This is a genomic window from Roseicyclus sp., assembly GCF_965662675.1.
GTDB lineage: Bacteria > Pseudomonadota > Alphaproteobacteria > Rhodobacterales > Rhodobacteraceae > Roseicyclus.
The window spans coordinates 18,965-35,838 of record NZ_CBFIIK010000008.1; the positions used below are offsets into that span (position 1 = coordinate 18,965).

The window sequence follows — 16,874 nt, forward strand, 5'->3', positions numbered from 1 at the left end:
CTCTCAGATCAAGGACAGAAGGACAATGCTGAACACGCTCGACACGCCCAAGAACAAGGCGGTGAAAACGGCGCGCGCGGCCCAGACACGGGTGAAGCGGCCAAGATAAAGATGATAGAGCATCCCCGCCACGGCCGCCGAGACCAGCGCGATACCAACCCCGGCAAGCCCTGCCGCACTCAGCCCCAGCGCGCCATCTTCGAACAAGATCGCAACGAAGATCAGCACGACGGCCAAGACCAGCGCCGCTTGCGCCAAAAGCGCGCCAAGCTTGCGGTCGCTCATCAACACCAATCCGCCGAAAAGCGCGGCGGCGGGAAGAGCGGAAAGAACGGCTTCATTCAACAAATCGGATCTCCCTCAACCAGTCATCAGCCCGGGGTTCAAAATACCCCGCGGATCGAATGTCGCCCGCAGCCGCGCGGCGATTGCGGCAAGCGGTGCAGCTTCGGGCTGGAACGACGCGATGCGCCCGCGCGTCGCGGCATCAGCCCGGATCAGCATGGCATGGCCCGTGAAATCACCGAGCCGGGCGCGCAGATCACTGCCTTCGGGCACCAGCGCCCAGATCAGACCGCCACCCAGATCGAAGATCACATCGCCCCCGATCCGCGCGGCCAGCGCCGGCGCATCGGATGGCTTGACCGACACGCGCCAGACATCGCCCGCGCGCCCCGCAAATCCCGCCACATCGCGCACATCTCGCCAGATCGCGCAGACCATGGCCGCGTCGGTATTGACCGTTACCGCCCCGAAAGGGGCCATCAGATCCGCCAACCGCTCGGCCCGATAGGCGACGCTGGCAGCAAAGCCTTCGATCCTGAGAAGGGTTTGGCCAGTCTGGGAAAGATGCGCCGCACCATTCACCTCGAAAGGTGAGCCAAGTGCCGCGGCCATCGCCGCAACGGCGCGCGTATGCGACAGACCCGACAGCGACAAACTCGCCGCCGCCGCAGGCGCGGGCAAAACCTTGAAAGCCACCTCGCTCAACACACCCAGCGTGCCCCAGCTTCCCGCCATCAGCTTGACCAGATCATAGCCGGTGACGTTCTTCATGACCCGCCCGCCGTTCTTGATGACCGTGCCGCGGCCATCGACAAAGCGCAGCCCGATCAGGCTGTCGCGCGCCGCCCCCGCCTGAATGCGCCGCGGACCCGAGACATTGGCCGCGACCACGCCGCCGATCGTCGGCTCCCCTGTCGTGCCGAGCAAGACCCGGTGATCCATCGGCTCGAAGGGCAGGCGCTGACCCTCGGCCGCCAGTACGGTCTCGACCTCGGCCAAGGGCGTTCCCGCGCGCACCACGATGGTCAGCGCGCCGGGTTCATAAAGCTCGACGCCGCTGAGGGCCGCAACCGAAACGACCTCTCCGGCCACCGCACGACCGATCGCCCGTGTGCCGCCCCCCATGACGCGCAGCGGCCCGGTGGCGTCCGCCACGATCTCGCTCAACTCGCCTTCTGTCGCAGGGCTCAACATCGCACCCGTCCTTCTTTGCTTCGAAAATACTCTCGGGGGGAGCGCGAGGGGGGCCGACAGCCCCCCTCGCATGGGTCGGCGCCGTCAGGCGGCGACATCCCTTTCACGCCGCGCTTGTGATACGGCCAAGGGGAACACCTTGGCCGGGTTCAGCAACCAATCCGGATCGAACACATCCTTGACCCGCATCTGCGCCTCCAGATCCTCGGGGGCGAATTGCACGTTCATCAGGTCGCGCTTCTCGATCCCCACCCCATGCTCGCCGGTCAGGCAGCCGCCCACCTCGACGCAAAGCTTCAGGATATCGGCACCGAAAGCCTCGCACAGTTCCAGATCGCCGGGCTTGTTGGCATCGAACAGGATCAAGGGATGCATGTTGCCATCACCCGCATGGAACACATTGGCCACGCCCAGCCCATATTCCTTTGACATCTCGCCGATCCGCCGGAGTACATAGGGCAAGGACGACACCGGGATCGTACCATCGAGGCACATGTAGTCGTTGATCTGCCCCATCGCGCCGAAGGCCGATTTGCGGCCCAGCCAGATGCGCTTGGCCTCATCCTCGGATTGCGCCTCGCGCAGCTCGACCGGGTCATGGGTCTGGGCGATCTGCTTGATCAGGGCCAGTTGCTCGTCGATCTCGGCGGGGCTGCCCTCAACCTCGACGATCAGCAGCGCCTCGCACATCGGGTAGCCCGCCTTGGCGAAAGCTTCGGTCGCCTCGATGCAGGGTCGGTCCATGAACTCGATGGCCACGGGCAAGATGCCCGCCTTGATGATGTCCGACACGCAGGCCCCCGCCACCTCGGAGCTCGTATAGCCGATCAGCACGGGGCGCGCGCCTTCGGGCTTGCGCAAGATGCGCAGCGTGGCTTCCGTCACCACACCCAATTGCCCCTCCGATCCACAGATGACGCCCAGCAGATCATAGCCGCCCGCATCCAGATGCGCGCCGCCGATCTCCAGCACCTCACCCTCCATGGTGACCATGGTGACGCCGAGCAGATTGTTGGTCGTCACACCGTATTTCAGGCAATGCGCCCCGCCCGAATTCATCGCGATATTGCCCGCGATGGCGCAAGCAAGCTGGCTCGACGGGTCGGGGGCGTAGAAGAAATCTTCTTGCTCCACCGCGCCCGTGACGCTCAGGTTGGTGCGGCCCGTTTGCACGCGAATGAAGCGGTTATCATAATCGGTCTCGAGCACTTGGGTCATGCGCGCAACACCCAAGATCACGCTATCGGCCGTGGGTAGCGCGCCGCCCGCCAGCGATGTGCCGGAGCCGCGCGGCACCACCGGCACCCCCTCGGCATGGCAAATCTTGAGTGCCGCGGCCACCTCCGCGGTCGAGGCGGGCAGCACCACGGCCAAGGGCGGACAGCGATAGGCCGTCAACGCATCGCATTCATAGGCGCGCAACTCGGCCTCGTCGTGAATCACCGCAGCCTTGGGCAAAGCCGCCGCCAATCGCGCCACGATCCTGCTTTTGCGGGATAAAATGCTCACATTGGGTGCCGGCATTTCCATAGCGCGCCCTCCTCCTTGGCAATAATTGGTAAAAAATTATAACCAATCCGACCATATGGCAACGAAAAACTGCCTGAGACAAATCCGCGCCTTGCGCAAGCGCGCCGCGAGGGGGCAACTGGCCGCATGGAATGGATCAAGGTTCTTCACCTTTTGGCCGTGCTCGGCTGGATGACGGGCATTTTCGCGGTGCCGCGCGCGATCATCTTCTGGAAGCGCGAATATGCGCGGCTGGGTGAATTCGGGCCGACCGGCGATCTGACCATCCGCATCTACCGCTTTTCGCTCGGTCTGGGCGTCATTGCGATCGCCACGGGGCTTTGGCTGGGTTGGTATTGGGGCTATCCGCTTTGGGTCTGGTCCAAGCTTGGCCTCGTGGCGCTACTGGCGGCCCATTATGGCTGGACCGGGCGCTTGGTGCTGCGCGCGCGCAAGGGGGTGTTCACCGAAAGCGATTTCTGGCTGCGCGTCTTCAACGAGATCAGCGTGTTCGGCGCCATCGGTGTCTTGATCCTCGTGGTGTTCAAGCCGTTCTGATCCGACGCGCGGCCTGCAAGATGGCTGTGCTGGCCGCCCCAAACTCGCTAAGCTATCGGTGACCGGCACAGCCTGACCAAGGATGACCCTATGGAACCGCGCGCCCTGATGCCCGACCACCTGCGGCTTGTGGCACTCTTCGGTATCGTCGTGGTCAATGTGCAGTTCATGGCCTATCCCGCCACCCTCGGCTTTGCGGCGGCACAGGCTGGGACAGCCACCGACGATCTGGCCATATGGGCCGTCAACGGGCTGGCCCTATTCAAAAGCTACGGGCTGTTTTCGTTCATGTTCGGTGTCGGCCTTGCCTTCCAGATCCGGTCGGCCGAACGGCGTGCCCTGCCCTTCGGAACGCTCTACCGCAACCGGATGGTCGGGCTGGCGCTGCTTGGGGCGCTGCATGGGGTGCTGTTCTTTCCCGGTGACATCTTGCTGCTCTACGCGGCGCTTGGGGGTTTGCTGTATCGCTGGCGCAACTGGCCGGTGGCGCGGCTTGTCCGGGTCGGCGCGATCCTACTCGCCTGTCAAGTCGCCGTTGCCATCCCGCTACTGCTGCTTGCGCCCCAGACCGACCCCGAGATCCTCGCGCTCGAGCGCGCCATCATGACAGGCGGCACATGGCCAGAGGTGGTGATCGCCCGCGCGATATCCTTTGCCATCATCTTTCCGATCCTGCTGATGCTGCAAGGCTTCGCGGCCCTTGGCTGGTTCTGTCTTGGACTGGCGGCAGTGCGGTCCGGGCTGATCGACGATCCCCGGCACCCGCTCTGGGCGCGCGCGCGGCGGGTCTGCCTTTGGCCCGGCGTCCTGCTCAGCCTCGCGGGTGCGGCGCTTTGGCAATGGGGCGATGCGCGCATGGGCGAGGCGATCGTCGTGCTGGCCGCGCCGGTTGCAACACTGGGGTATCTTGGGCTGATCGCCGCGCTGCCCGCCGTATCGGGGCCGGTGATGGCGGCCTTGCGCGGGGTGGGTGCGTCCAGCCTCAGCATCTACCTTGGCCAGTCGATCCTGCTGTCGACGCTTTTCGCGCCCTATGGCGCGGGGCTTTGGGGCGCGGTCGGCGCGGCACAGGCCATTTGCATCGCGCTTGCGGTGACTTTGGCGCTGATGCTCGCCCTCACGGCATGGCGTCAGGTCTTTGCGCTGGGGCCGTTCGAATGGGTTCTGCGCCGCATTACCCAGCGCGGGATATCCCCCCGATGACGCCACGCGGCAAGAAACCCGCAGGGTGCACCACGCACGGCGCAGCGCGCCTTGTGCAGCAAGCCTTCAGCGCCGCCCTTCGCGCAGCCATCCCGCAAGGCTGAGTGCCGCCGCCAGCAACGTGAACAGCCATGCCGCGATCAGCGGGCGCACTGTCACATCTGTGGTCACATAGGCCTGCCGCGTCGTCAGCCCGATCCAGCCACGCCCGGCGGCATTGCGCCCCTCGGCCACGCGCCGCAGATCCGGCATCCCGTCTTCAAGGCGCATCACCGCACCAGCAAGCGGCGCGGTCAGCGGCGCGAGCAGCACGTCGGAGGCGATGGTCTGTTCGAATTCCCGTGGCGCAGCGGGGCCCAAGGCAATCACGGTTTCATGATCACCTTCTGCCAGCCGGTAAAGCCCTTGCTCGGCGGCCGTGATCTCGGCGGTGAAGCGTCCCGGCTCGGATTCTTGTAGCGAGAGCATGCTCTCGCTGCCATCGGGTGAGACCACCCGCAGGGTACCCACTGTATCGGCCAGCGTGCGGCGCGTGACGCGGATGGTCTGGCCATCGCTCACCGCGACCAGCGCCTCTTCCTCAAGCTCGGGCTCGCCCATCATCCAATGGGCCAGGCGGCGCAACATCTCGAGCTGCGGGCCACCGCCCTCATAGCCGCGATCCCAAAGCCATGCGTGATCCGAGGCCAAAAGCGCCACGCGCCCCTCGCCCACCCGGTCGAGCATCAACAGCGGCGCACCACCATTTCCCGTCATCACGGTCTGGCCGGATTGTTCGATCACCTCGACTTGCCGCACCCAGCGCCCCCAAGGCTGGTCACTGCCCGCCAAGGGCGCATGCGTCTGGGCCAGCCCCGCCGTCACGGGGTGGCGCGCGCCCAAATCGGAGATTTCGGGCAAGAACGGGGTTTCGATGACCCGCGCGGTCGGGCGGCCGGGCAGAATTTCGGCCAAGGGCGAGCGATAGAGCGAGGCGGCCGCCGCGTAATCGGGGCCTGCCGCCAGCAACAGCGCGCCGCCATCTTCGACATAGCGGCGGATATTGTCGAAATAGGTCAGCGGAAGGATGCCGCGCCGCTGGTAACGGTCGAAAATGATCAGGTCGAAATCATCGACCGATTCCATAAACAATTCCCGCGTCGGAAAGGCGATCAGGCTGAGTTCGGTCACCGGCACCCCGTCTTGCTTTTCGGGGGGGCGCAGGATGGTGAAATGCACCAGATCGACCGATGGATCGGCCTTGAGCAGGTTACGCCATGTGCGCTGGCCCGGATGCGGCTCGCCCGAGACCAGCAGGACCGACAGGCGGTCGCGTATGCCGTTGATCTGTACCACGGCGGCGTTGTTGCGCGCCGTCAACTCGCCCATCGCTTCGGGGATGGTGAATTGCACGACGTTCTGGCCCGCATGTTCCAGTGTCAGGGGCAACTGGAGGGTCTGACCCGTCGGAACGGCGAATTCACGGGCGGGTGCGCCGTCGATCGCGATCGAGATCTCGGCCCGACCCGCAAGACCCGCAGGCACCGCGCCCTGATCGTCGATGCGCAGGGTGATCATCAGTTCTTCACCGATAATCCCAAAGGCCGGGGCGGTTTCGATCACCAAACGACGGTCCCAATCATCATCGCGCCCGGTCAACAAGGCATGCAATGGCGCGGGCAGATCGGGGGCCAGCCCCGCATCGTGCAACTGACCATCGGTCACGACGATCGCCCCCGCGATCCGTGCGCGCGGCTCTTCGGCCAGCATGCGCGCAAGCTCCGTCATCAGGAGCGTTCCGGCGTTATCGGCATCATCGCCGACACGCCCGAGACGCATCTCCATCCCAAGTGCCGCGATCTCGACCGCGAGGGCAGCAAGCGCGACCTCGGTCTGATCGGGGCGATCGGCAATGCGCTGACTTGCGGATTGGTCGGCCACCACCAGTACGATATCGGCCAGCGGCTCGCGCTCTTCGGATTGCAAGGCGGGGTTCACAAGCGCCAGCAAAAGCGCCACCGCCGCCAAGGCGCGCAAAGGCCAACCCGCCAAACCGCGCCAAAGCGCCAGCGCGGTGATGAGCAAGCTCGCCCCGCCCAGCGCCCATATCAGCCACATCGGCACAATCGGATCGAAGAGGATCGTCTGCGCCATCGCTACTGCCCCAACCGTTCAAGCAAGGCAGGCACATGCACCTGATCGGATTTGTAGTTGCCCGACAGCACATGCATCACCAGATTGACCCCGAAGCGCAGCGCGATCTCGCGTTGGCGCTCACCGGTCGAGCCGCGCCCGATCGGGTAGAGGGGGCGGCCGAAATCATCCTGCGCCCAAGCCGCCGCCCAAGCGTTGCCACCGATCATCACCGGCGTCACCCCATCATTGAGATTGCGAAAGGGCATCCCCTCGACCTGTTCGGCGTCAGGCGGTGCCGCCTCGACCCAGACATCGCGCGAGGCGTGCCGCCCCGGAAAATCCTGCAACAAGTAGAAGCTGCGCGTCAGCACATGATCGGCCGGGATCGGTTCGAGCGGCGGAATATCAAGGGGTGCCGCCAGCGCGCGCAGGCGCCGCCCTTCGGGCGTGCCGGAGCCGAAGCCGCCGATATGGGCATCGCGTGTATCGAACACGATCATGCCGCCTGCACGCATATAATCGTTCAACCGCCGATAGGCCGTGGCTGATGGCAGCGGTTGATCCGCTGAAACAGGCCAGTAAAGCATGGGAAAAAAGCTCAACTCATCGGTTTCGAGATCAACCCCCATCGGCGCTGCGGGTTCGACCGAGGTGCGTTGAAACAGCGTGTTCGACAAACCCTGAAGGCCCGCGCGCGACATGGCGTCGAGCGCGGCATCCCCGGTGATGACAAAGGCAAGGCTCACCTCGGATGTGGCAAGAATCGCGATCTGATCTTGCGGTGAAAGCGCCTCGGCGTCTTGCGCGAATGCGCCTTGCGGTAGCATGCCAAGAGCCAAGATCACGACCGCCATCCCGCGCGCCAGACCTGAGAGCCGCCCTGCAAGCCAAAGCGCGGCAACCGCATCGAGCAGCAGCAAGATCAGCGCGGCACTCAAGAACGCGGCCATCAGATCGGTGGGTGTGGCCGTGACCAATCCCGCCACAGGCACCGAAAGCGGCCATGTCGCGGGGGCAAGCGCGGTCTCGGCCCCGATCACATTGCGCGCGATGCGCCGGTCATCAGCGGCATAAAGCCCCGGCAACAGCGTGGCCGAAACAGGCAAGGCAACCAGATCGGCGCCATCGACACCCGGCCGGTTGCCAGCATCGCGCAATTGCCCGAACCCATCGAGGACTTGATCGGGCGTCCAGATCGTGCCGGCGAGATCGGCAGCTTCAGGCGCGGCGGGGCGGGTCGACACCGCCAGCCGCTCGAGCATCTGCACGAACAGCCCCGAAAGCGGCAAGCTGGACCATTCGGCATTAGCGCTGACATGGAACAGCACCACCGCCCCCTGCCCCTGTCGCGCGCGCGTGACTAGCGGCGTGCCATCGCTGAGCGTGGCGATGGTGCGTTCGGCCAGCATCGGGTCGGGCTGGGCCATGACCTGCGCATTGACGGTGACATCGTCGGGGATCGGCAGCCCAAAAAAGGGCGAGCTATCGCCGAAGGGGCTGAGCGATTTGGGTTCACCCCAACTCATCGCGCCGCCGACGCTGCGCCCACCGGCGCGCAGGCGCACGGGCATCAACGGCCCCGCCACATCGCGCGCGATGTCGGAGGCGGCCAGCCGGGGCCCCGCGAAACGCAAAAGCAAACCGCCGTTTTCGACCCAAGCGATCAGCCCGGCCTCTTCCTCGGGTGATAGCGTGGCAATATCGACCAGCACGATCACATCGGGGCTGGCCAAAAGCGCATCGCCCAAGGCCGCCTCGATCAGATCGGCGCTGGGGGCAAGCGCTTGGCGCAGGTAATGCAGCGGCGACAAAAGCGCTTGCTGCTCATCTGTGGCCCCGCCCGCGATCAGCGCGACTTGGCGGCGTTGAAGCGCGTCATCGGTCAGCGCGATCGCACCCGCGCCACGCTGACCTGCAATCTCGAAGCGGGTGATCCGGTTGCGCAATTCGGGCGGTAGATCGAAACCCGCCACGGCGCTGGTGCCACCGACCGCAAAATCCGCTGGTACGCGCGCCAATTCCCGCGCGATCCCCAGCGGGTCGCGCCCATGGGCGATAATCTCGACGCCCAGCGGGGCGGCGGCATCGCGGCGAATGGCGGTGACCTGCAACATCCCATCGGCAAGCTGCGGCGGGCGAAGCGCGATCACATCGCGCGCGCCCTCGAACACCGAAAGCCGCCCTTTCTGCATCAAGGCTTGTGCCAAGCCATCCCGCTCGGGATGCGCGATCCCGTCCGATATCCACCATGTCTCGACCGATGCAGGCAGCGACTGCGCCCACGCGGCCGCGGCCACCATATCGGGCGCAAAGGGTGCCGGTACGAGCGAGGGCAGGCGCGGCAACACGGCATTGGCCGATTGCAACGCGACCTCACCACCGGGCAGATCGGTCAGCTGCACCAATGCGACGGGTCGCCCGGCGCGCGCGGCCTCGTCCAACAACAGCGCCGCGCGATCGCGCCGGGCCGACCAATCGGGTGCCGATGCCCAAGAGCTATCCATCAAGATCAAGACCGGGCCATCGCCCTCGCGCACAGGCTGCGGGTTCAGCACCGGACCGGCAAAGCCGATAATGACCGCCGCCAAAGCGGCGATGCGCAACAGCAAAAGCCACCACGGCGTCTTGTCGGTTTGGCTTTCGTCATCGCGTAGCCCCAAAAGCAAGGCGACACCCGGAAAGCGGCGGCGGATCGGCGCGGGCGGCACGGCGCGCAAGATCCACCACAAGATCGGCAGCGCCAAAAGCGCCAACAGCAAGAGCGGCGTGGTAAAGGCAAGTCCCGCTATCATGCCCGCACCCGCTCGAGCGCGCGATGCAGCCACAACAGCGTGGGCTCGGCGGGTTGGTCGGTATGGTGCAGATGATAGCGCCAGCCGGTGCGGCGGCAGATCTCTTGCAACTGGGTTTTGCGCGCAGTCAGACGTTCCAGATAGGCGTCGCGCAGGCCGCGCGCCTTGAGCGTCTCGAAACGGATCGCGCCAGTCATGGATTCGAAGACCGTGCGCCCATCATAGGGGAAACGCTCCTCATCGGGGTCGAGGATCTGCACGAGCGCGCCCTTCACCTCGCGGTCGGCGGCGCGGCCAAGGGCTTGCTCGACCATGGCGATGTCGCCGAAGAAATCCGAAAAGAACACGGCGCGGCTGCCCAAGGGCATGATCTGGGCTTGCGGGGTGCCGTGATCGATGTCGGCGTGCTCCTCCATCAAGGCGGTGGCGATGCGCATTGCCTGTGCGGTGCCACCCCGTGGCGCATCGGTGAGATGCGTCAGCCCCACACGCTCACCCCCGCGCAACGCGATGATCGCCAGCGCCATGGCCAATGTCTGGGCGCGGCGGCGTTTTTCGGGGCGTGATTTATGCCCGCTGAACCGCATCGAGGCCCCATCATCGACGCCGATCATGATCGCCTGTGCGGCCTGCCATTCCGTTTGCCGGATGAAATGGCCGTCTGACAGGGCCGAACGGCGCCAGTCGATCTGGCGATAGCTATCGCCCGCCTGTGCCGGGCGATATTGCCAGAACTCATCCCCACTGCCCGCGCGCTTGCGCCCATGCACACCCAAAAGCACCGTTGCGGCCAAATGCTGCGCATCGGCCAGCAACGCCGGCGCGGCGGAGGCGACGGCCTCCGAGCGCGAACGCAGGGTTTGCGCGGTATGGCGGGCGGGATCGCTCAAGCGGCCTTTCCGATCCGCGTAACATGATCTGTCACCTGATCGATGACCTGTTCGAGAACCGCACCCTCGGCACGCGCGCCATAGCTCAATGCCATTCGGTGGCTCAGGACCGGGCGGGCAAGGGCCGCCACATCCTCGGGCGATGGGGCAAGCCGACCATCAAGCAGCGCGCGCGCGCGCGCCGTCAGCATCAGCGCCTGCGCCGCGCGCGGTCCCGGCCCCCATGCGACGGTGCGGCGGACGATCTCGGGTGCCTCCTCGGCCTCGGGGCGGCAGGCGCGGACAAGATCAAGGATCAACTCCACCACTTTGTCGCCCACGGGCATGGCACGCACCACGGCCTGCGCCGCGATCAATTCTTCTGGGGTAAAGACCGCATGCGCACGCGCCGTGTCCGTGCCGGTCGTGGCCAGCAAGATGCCCCGCTCGGTCGCGCGGTCGGGATAGGCCACATCGATACGCACGAGGAAGCGGTCAAGCTGTGCCTCGGGCAAGGGATAGGTGCCTTCCTGCTCGATCGGGTTTTGCGTGGCGAGAACTTGGAACGGGCGCGGCAAGGCATGATGGGTGCCAGCGATCGTCACCTCGCGTTCCTGCATCGCCTGCAACAGTGCCGATTGCGTGCGCGGGCTGGCGCGGTTGATCTCATCGGCCATGAGCAGCTGACAAAACACCGGCCCCTCGATGAAGCGAAAGCTACGGCTGCCATCGGCACCGGTATCCAGCACCTCGGAGCCGAGGATATCGGCCGGCATCAGGTCGGGGGTGAACTGAATCCGGTTGGCCTTGAGGCCCATCACCGTGGCCAAGGTATCGACCAACAAGGTCTTTCCCAACCCCGGCAGACCCATCAACAAGGCATGCCCGCCCGACAGCATCGCGGCCAAGGCCAGATCGACCACATCGGTCTGGCCGATGATCTTGGTGGCGATGGCGGCCTTGGCCTCGGCCAGTTTTGCGCCCAGCGCTTCGATCTCGGCGACGCGTGTATCGGGGTCGGACATGGCATTGCTCCGCTGGGTATGTATATCGTTTGGTGCTAACAGACCTATTGCGCCGATCACAAATGGCAAAGCATGCAAAGGGACAAAAGATCGTGACAGATGCGCAAAGAACAGGCACCGACCAGCTTTTGCAGGCCGCAAAGCGTGCCACGCGCGACGGCGGCTTGCCGCCCATCCATCTGTGGAACCCACCGTTCTGCGGCGATATCGACATGGAAATCCGCCGCGACGGGACATGGTTCCACGAAGGAACACCCATCGGACGCGCGCCCTTGGTGCGGTTGTTCTCCACCATCCTCAAGCGCGAGGGGGACAGCTATTTTCTTGTCACCCCGGTCGAAAAGGTGGGCATCCGGGTCGAGGATGCACCCTTTGTGGTGCAAGATTTCGATGTCACCGGCAGCGGCCCGTCACAGGCCGTCACGCTGGTGACCAATGTGGGCGATCATGTGCCCGCAGGCCCCGATTGCGCCATCCGGGTGACGCGCGACGATCAAGGCGCCCCGCGCCCCTACGTCCATGTGCGCGCAGGGCTTGAAGCGCTGATCGACCGCAAGAGCTTTTATCGGCTCGTCGATCTGGGCGAGCCGCATGACGTCGCGGGCAAGGGATGGTTCGGTCTGTGGTCGCGCGGCATGTTCTTTCCGATCATCCCGCTAAGCGAATTATCCCAAGACGGCTGAGCGACGCCGCCTTCACGCCATCGAGGCGCTGCGTCCCCGCGCGGGCCTGAGGCGGGTCAGCTTGGACGAGGACAAAACCGCATCCAGCCGCGCCATCTCGGCCTCGGCACTATCGAGATCGCCCACCACCATGACCGGCACCGGCAAAGCGGCGATACGGGCGGGGTCGGCGATGATCTGGCCCGACACCAAGAACTGCGCATCGGGTCGCGCATTGCCCAGCGCCGCCAATAGGCGCCGCAAGGCACCGAAACTATGCTCACCCGAGCAGCTGAGCCCGATCACCGGCCGGTCGTCGCGGGTCAGGCGGGCCAGCAACTCGTCATGGGTGAGCCCGACGAGGAGGCTGATATCCCAGCCGCCACGCCGAAACAGATCCGCCGCCATCATCACCCCAAGCGTATGCATCTCGCCCGGAACGGCGGCGAAAATCGCGCCCAGCCCACGCTTGTCGTGCAGATTGGCGCGGCTGCCGGGCAAGCGACGCAAGATCGATTGAATACGTGCGGTCGCAAGGGCGACATCGGTAAAGGGAATGCGGTCGCGGTCCCACAACGTGCCAAGCCGACGGGCGGCAGGCGCAAGATGATCATGGCAAAGATCCTCGACCGAGATCCCCGCTTCGAGCAGGTCATCGACCAAGAACTGAGCGGCACAATCATCGGGGTCGCACAGCGCAAAGGCCATGGCCGCGGCACAAGGATCGCCGAGAATGGTCAATGCATCGCCCGAGGGTCTTCCGGCTTTGCTGTCATGACACAAACGCGCCAACGCCCTTTTGGCAAGATCGTCTAAGGCGCCGGATTGAAGCCCCTGACCCGGGGCCACCAGCGAAAGGAAATCGGTCGTTTTCTTCATCGCGGTCGTTCTTCTCGTATCACTGCGGAGTTGACGAATTTCCCATCCTGCCCGCACGCGCCCTTCCTTTGTATCCCAGTGTACACCGAAAAAAGTGTCAATCAAGGTTTACATAAATATTTTTAAACCAAGTTTACATGTCACCAGAAACGGCAAAGAAATAAGGATCATTGCGCCTTTCAGGTAAAGTCGAAGCGCGTGCCGCTGGTAAGTGTCGTGGGGCGACCGCGTCGCCGATGTGGCTTGCGGCTTGACCGTCTGAGGCGCTGAACCGAGCCGGCAAAGGGCCCGATGGGCGAATATCGTGTTGGAAGCCAAGGACGAATGGTCTAAATGCGATCCACAACAAAACTTGGGAGGTTACCATGAAACTGTTCAAAGCCCTTGCGGCCAGCACCCTTCTCGTTGTCGCGACGCCGGTCTTCGCGCAAGAGCAACTCTCTATCGCGACCGGCGGTACGGGTGGTGTCTATTTCCCGATGGGCGGCGGCTTGGCCGAGATCATCAACGGCAAGATCGACGGCTATTCCGCCACCGCCGAAGTCACCGGCGCCTCGGTCGAGAATATGGGCCTTGTGGCCACCGGCGACGCGGATCTGGCGATCGCCTTGGCCGATACCGTCCAGCAGGGCTATACCGGCACCGGTCGCTTCGAAGGCAATGCATTGCCGATGGTGCGCGGCTTGGCCTCGCTTTACGCCAACATGATCCAGATCGTGGCACTTGAAGGATCGGGGATCACCACGCTCGAAGATCTGCGCGGCAAGCGCGTGTCGGTCGGCGCACCGGGTTCGGGCACCGAAGTCAACGCGGCTGCGATCCTGAACGCCAATGGCATGAGCTATGACGATATTGACGAGCAGCGCCTGAACTTCAACGAGACCGCCGATGCACTGGCAAATGGCGATATCGATGCAGGCTTCTGGTCGGTGGGCGCGCCCACCTCGTCGATCTTGAACCTCGCGACCACCAACTCGATCGTGATGATCGAGCTGTCGGATGCAGAAATCGCAGCAGCACGCGCCGCCGACCCGATCTTTGCCCAGACCACGCTGGATGCGGGCATCTATGACGGTGTTGGCGCAACGACCGTTCTGGGTGTTCCCAACGTTCTGGTCGTGTCGTCCGAGATGTCGGATGATCTGGCCTATGCGATCACCAGCGCGATGTTCGAAAACATCGAAGACCTGCGCGCTGTGCACCCGGCTGCGAACCAGACCACAGTCGAGTTCACCCTGGCTGCAACGCCGATCCCGCTGCACCCCGGCGCGATCCGTTACTTCGAGGAAATCGGCACCGCGATCCCGGACGCGCTGCGCCCGTGAGCAAACGGCTCGGAGGGGGGCTTTTTGCCCTCCTCCTTCTGACCGCCACCTTTTCCGCCACCGCGGGCGAGCTTGTCGCCACGCTGGAAGACGGCACGGAAATCGCTCGCTTGACTGTGCCTGAAGGCGCTGGCTGGTGCGTGTTGTGGCACCACTCCGTAAAGGGCTTCGAAGTTTCCGACTGCTACGAGAACCGTGGCGGCCAGATGGTTCTGGTGCGCGCGCATCTGCCCGATTTCGCAGCGGGTCTCGATCACATCCCCGGCCGCGGGCGGCAGGTTTCGGATGGGCAAGGCGGATACTGGATCTTGGACATCGACGAAGCGGTTGCGGGTAACGCCTATGTCCTGCGCCCCGGTCGCGGCATCGTCGATCACCGTTTGCAAGTAGGCGACACGACCCTGTCGCTGTCGGCCATCGCGCCGCGCGCACGGGTCACGATCGCATTGATGGAAGGTACGAATTGATGGCCAGCGACATCTCGATCACGGCACAAAAACCCCAAGAGCCTTGGATCGTGCTGCGCGTCATCGCCGTTGTCGGCATCGCGCTGTCGCTGTTCCAGCTTTGGGCCGCGGGTGTGCAACCGCTGGGCCTGTTCTTTCAGCGCCCGATCCATCTGGGTTTCATTCTTGTCTTGTGCTTCCTGATCTACCCCGCCTTCGGGCGCGACCGCGCGCGCGGGGCCTTGGGCTGGGCGATCGACGGGTCGCTGATCGGGGCCAGTGTCGTGGTCGGCGCATGGCTGCCGATCAACATCGACATCATCGCCAACCAGATCTTTCCGCGCAGCATCGATGTCTGGATCGGCATCTTGACGATCCTCGTGGTGTTGGAAGGCGCACGCCGGGCCGTGGGCCTTGGCATGACAATCATCGGCGCGGTGTTCATCGCCTATGCCTTTGCCGGAAGCCGGGGCGAGTTGCCCTTTTTGGCGGATTTGATGCCCGGCATCATGAATCATCGCGGCTATTCGCTCGAGCGGGTGGCATCCCAGATGACCTTGGGCGCCGAGGGTATTTTCGGCATCCCGCTTGGTGTCGCCGCAACCTTTGTCTTTATCTTCGTGCTTTTCGGCGCCTTTCTCGAAGTGACCGGCGCGGGCAAGTTCTTCATCGATCTGGCCTATGCCGCAACGGGCAAGCAGCGTGGCGGACCGGCCAAGGCCGCGGTCATCGCCAGCGCGGGCATGGGCTCGATCTCGGGCTCGGCCATCGCCAATGTGGTGACCACCGGGGCCTTCACCATCCCGCTGATGAAAAAACTCGGCTATCGCCCCGCACAGGCAGGCGGGATCGAGGCCGCGGCCAGTACGGGCGGCCAGATCATGCCGCCGCTCATGGGGGCGGGTGCGTTCCTCATGTCGGAATTCACGCGCGTGCCTTCTGTCGACATCGTGCTGGTCTCGATCTTTCCGGCGATCTTGTATTTCGGGGCGGTTTATCTGCTGGTGCATATCGCGGCCGTCAAACAGGGCATGACCGGCCTTTCGAGCGACGAACTGCCCAATGTGCGCGACGTACTGGCGGGCGGCTGGCATTTCCTTTTGCCGCTGGTCGCGCTGGTCTGGCTTTTGGTGGCGGGCTATTCGCCGATGCGCGTGGGTTTTTACGCTATCATCGCCATCATCGCGGCGGCCAGCGCGCGGGCATTGTGGGTGTTCTACGCCAACGGCCCCACAGTCACAGGCTTCGTCGCGCTCTGCCGGCGTGGCGTGGCGCTGACGCTCGAGGCGCTGGAGCTTGGCGCACGCAACGCGGTCGCCGTTTCCATGGCCTGTGCTGTTGCTGGCATCATCGTGGGGGTCGTCGGTCTGACCGGGCTTGGGCTGAAATTCTCGGCCATGATGATCGCGTTTTCGGGCGGCAATATCGTCTTGGCGCTGCTCTTGGTGCTGATCGCAAGCCTGATCCTCGGGATGGGGCTGCCGGTCACGGCGGCCTATATCGTGTTGATCATTCTTGTCGGCCCCGCGCTGACACAAGAATTCGGCATCCCGCTTTTGATCGCGCATCTGGTGGTGTTCTGGTATTCGCAAGACAGCAACGTCACGCCACCTGTGGCACTGGCCGGTTTTGCCGGCGCGGCCATCGCGGGGTCGAAACCGATGGAAACCAGCATACAGGCATGGAAATACGCGAAAGGTCTGTATCTCATCCCGCTCTTCATGGTCTTCAACGAGGAAATCATCCTTGGCGGGCCGCTGCCCTTGGTGATCTGGAGCGGGGCCATCGCCATCATCGCGCTGGTGGGCTTTGCCGCCGCGCTGGAGGGGTTCTTGTGGCGCGCCATGCCGCTCTGGAGCCGCGTCTTGATGGTGCCGGGTGTGATCGCGATCTTCTGGCCCAGCCTGACGATCGAGGTGGCAGGCGTCATATTGATTGCGGCCCTGCTGGCACTCAACTGGTGGGGCAGCAAGACCGGCGCGGCACGCGGTTCAGCGGATGCCCTTTGATGC

14 protein-coding genes are annotated in these 16,874 nt (G+C 64.4%); 6 read left to right on the plus strand and 8 right to left on the minus strand.

Annotated elements, in window-relative coordinates; translation table 11 throughout:
- Positions 1–3 precede the first annotated feature (3 nt).
- The 3 genes from ACTG4J_RS03130 to ACTG4J_RS03140 form a co-directional block, all read right to left on the minus strand.
- Positions 4–285 (minus strand): hypothetical protein, encoded by a 282-nt coding sequence (locus ACTG4J_RS03130; protein ID WP_439137052.1) that lies wholly within the window; start codon positions 283–285, stop codon positions 4–6.
- Between the two features lie 75 nt (positions 286–360).
- Positions 361–1,476, minus strand: a complete 1,116-nt coding sequence (locus ACTG4J_RS03135; protein WP_439137095.1) for an FAD-binding protein — start codon at positions 1,474–1,476, stop codon at positions 361–363.
- A gap of 87 nt (positions 1,477–1,563) precedes the next feature.
- Positions 1,564–3,009 carry an FAD-linked oxidase C-terminal domain-containing protein gene (locus ACTG4J_RS03140; RefSeq protein ID WP_439137053.1) on the minus strand — a complete coding sequence of 482 codons (1,446 nt, stop codon included), beginning with the start codon at positions 3,007–3,009 and terminating at the stop codon, positions 1,564–1,566.
- Between the two features lie 126 nt (positions 3,010–3,135).
- Here ACTG4J_RS03140 and ACTG4J_RS03145 point away from each other — a divergent pair, with 126 nt between their 5' ends.
- Positions 3,136–3,546, plus strand: a complete 411-nt coding sequence (locus tag ACTG4J_RS03145) for a CopD family protein (RefSeq protein WP_439137055.1) — start codon at positions 3,136–3,138, stop codon at positions 3,544–3,546.
- 90 nt (positions 3,547–3,636) lie between these two features.
- Complete coding sequence (locus ACTG4J_RS03150; RefSeq protein ID WP_439137057.1) at positions 3,637–4,749, plus strand: DUF418 domain-containing protein; 1,113 nt, start codon at positions 3,637–3,639, stop codon at positions 4,747–4,749.
- 66 nt (positions 4,750–4,815) lie between these two features.
- On the opposite strand, the gene ACTG4J_RS03155 is transcribed toward ACTG4J_RS03150, so the two are convergent.
- From ACTG4J_RS03155 to ACTG4J_RS03170, 4 genes are read right to left on the minus strand one after another with little or no spacing between them, the layout of a single operon-like run.
- Positions 4,816–6,882: a hypothetical protein gene (locus tag ACTG4J_RS03155; protein ID WP_439137059.1), complete on the minus strand. Its 2,067-nt coding sequence runs from the start codon at positions 6,880–6,882 to the stop codon at positions 4,816–4,818.
- Between the two features lie 2 nt (positions 6,883–6,884).
- Complete coding sequence (locus tag ACTG4J_RS03160) at positions 6,885–9,656, minus strand: DUF4159 domain-containing protein (protein ID WP_439137061.1); 2,772 nt, start codon at positions 9,654–9,656, stop codon at positions 6,885–6,887.
- Positions 9,653–10,546, minus strand: a complete 894-nt coding sequence (locus ACTG4J_RS03165) for a DUF58 domain-containing protein (protein ID WP_439137063.1) — start codon at positions 10,544–10,546, stop codon at positions 9,653–9,655. Before ACTG4J_RS03165 ends, ACTG4J_RS03160 begins: the two co-directional genes overlap by 4 nt.
- Entirely contained in the window at positions 10,543–11,550 is a 1,008-nt protein-coding gene (locus tag ACTG4J_RS03170; protein ID WP_439137065.1) for an AAA family ATPase, read from the minus strand. The genes ACTG4J_RS03165 and ACTG4J_RS03170 overlap by 4 nt, the downstream gene beginning before the upstream one ends.
- 62 nt (positions 11,551–11,612) lie before the next feature.
- Between ACTG4J_RS03170 and ACTG4J_RS03175 the strand changes: the two genes are divergently transcribed.
- Positions 11,613–12,233, plus strand: a complete 621-nt coding sequence (locus tag ACTG4J_RS03175) for a DUF1285 domain-containing protein (protein ID WP_439137067.1) — start codon at positions 11,613–11,615, stop codon at positions 12,231–12,233.
- Positions 12,234–12,245: 12 nt separating this feature from the next.
- Here the strand turns inward: ACTG4J_RS03175 and ACTG4J_RS03180 are convergent, their stop codons facing one another.
- Positions 12,246–12,953 (minus strand): cobalamin B12-binding domain-containing protein, encoded by a 708-nt coding sequence (locus ACTG4J_RS03180; protein ID WP_439137068.1) that lies wholly within the window; start codon positions 12,951–12,953, stop codon positions 12,246–12,248.
- Positions 12,954–13,456: 503 nt separating this feature from the next.
- Here ACTG4J_RS03180 and ACTG4J_RS03185 point away from each other — a divergent pair.
- From ACTG4J_RS03185 to ACTG4J_RS03195, 3 genes are read left to right on the plus strand one after another with little or no spacing between them, the layout of a single operon-like run.
- Positions 13,457–14,416, plus strand: coding sequence for a TAXI family TRAP transporter solute-binding subunit (locus ACTG4J_RS03185; RefSeq protein ID WP_439137070.1), 960 nt, complete (start codon positions 13,457–13,459; stop codon positions 14,414–14,416).
- Positions 14,413–14,883: a DUF1850 domain-containing protein gene (locus tag ACTG4J_RS03190; RefSeq protein ID WP_439137072.1), complete on the plus strand. Its 471-nt coding sequence runs from the start codon at positions 14,413–14,415 to the stop codon at positions 14,881–14,883. The genes ACTG4J_RS03185 and ACTG4J_RS03190 overlap by 4 nt, the downstream gene beginning before the upstream one ends.
- Positions 14,883–16,871 (plus strand): TRAP transporter permease, encoded by a 1,989-nt coding sequence (locus tag ACTG4J_RS03195; RefSeq protein WP_439137073.1) that lies wholly within the window; start codon positions 14,883–14,885, stop codon positions 16,869–16,871. The genes ACTG4J_RS03190 and ACTG4J_RS03195 overlap by 1 nt, the downstream gene beginning before the upstream one ends.
- Positions 16,872–16,874: the final 3 nt, after the last annotated feature.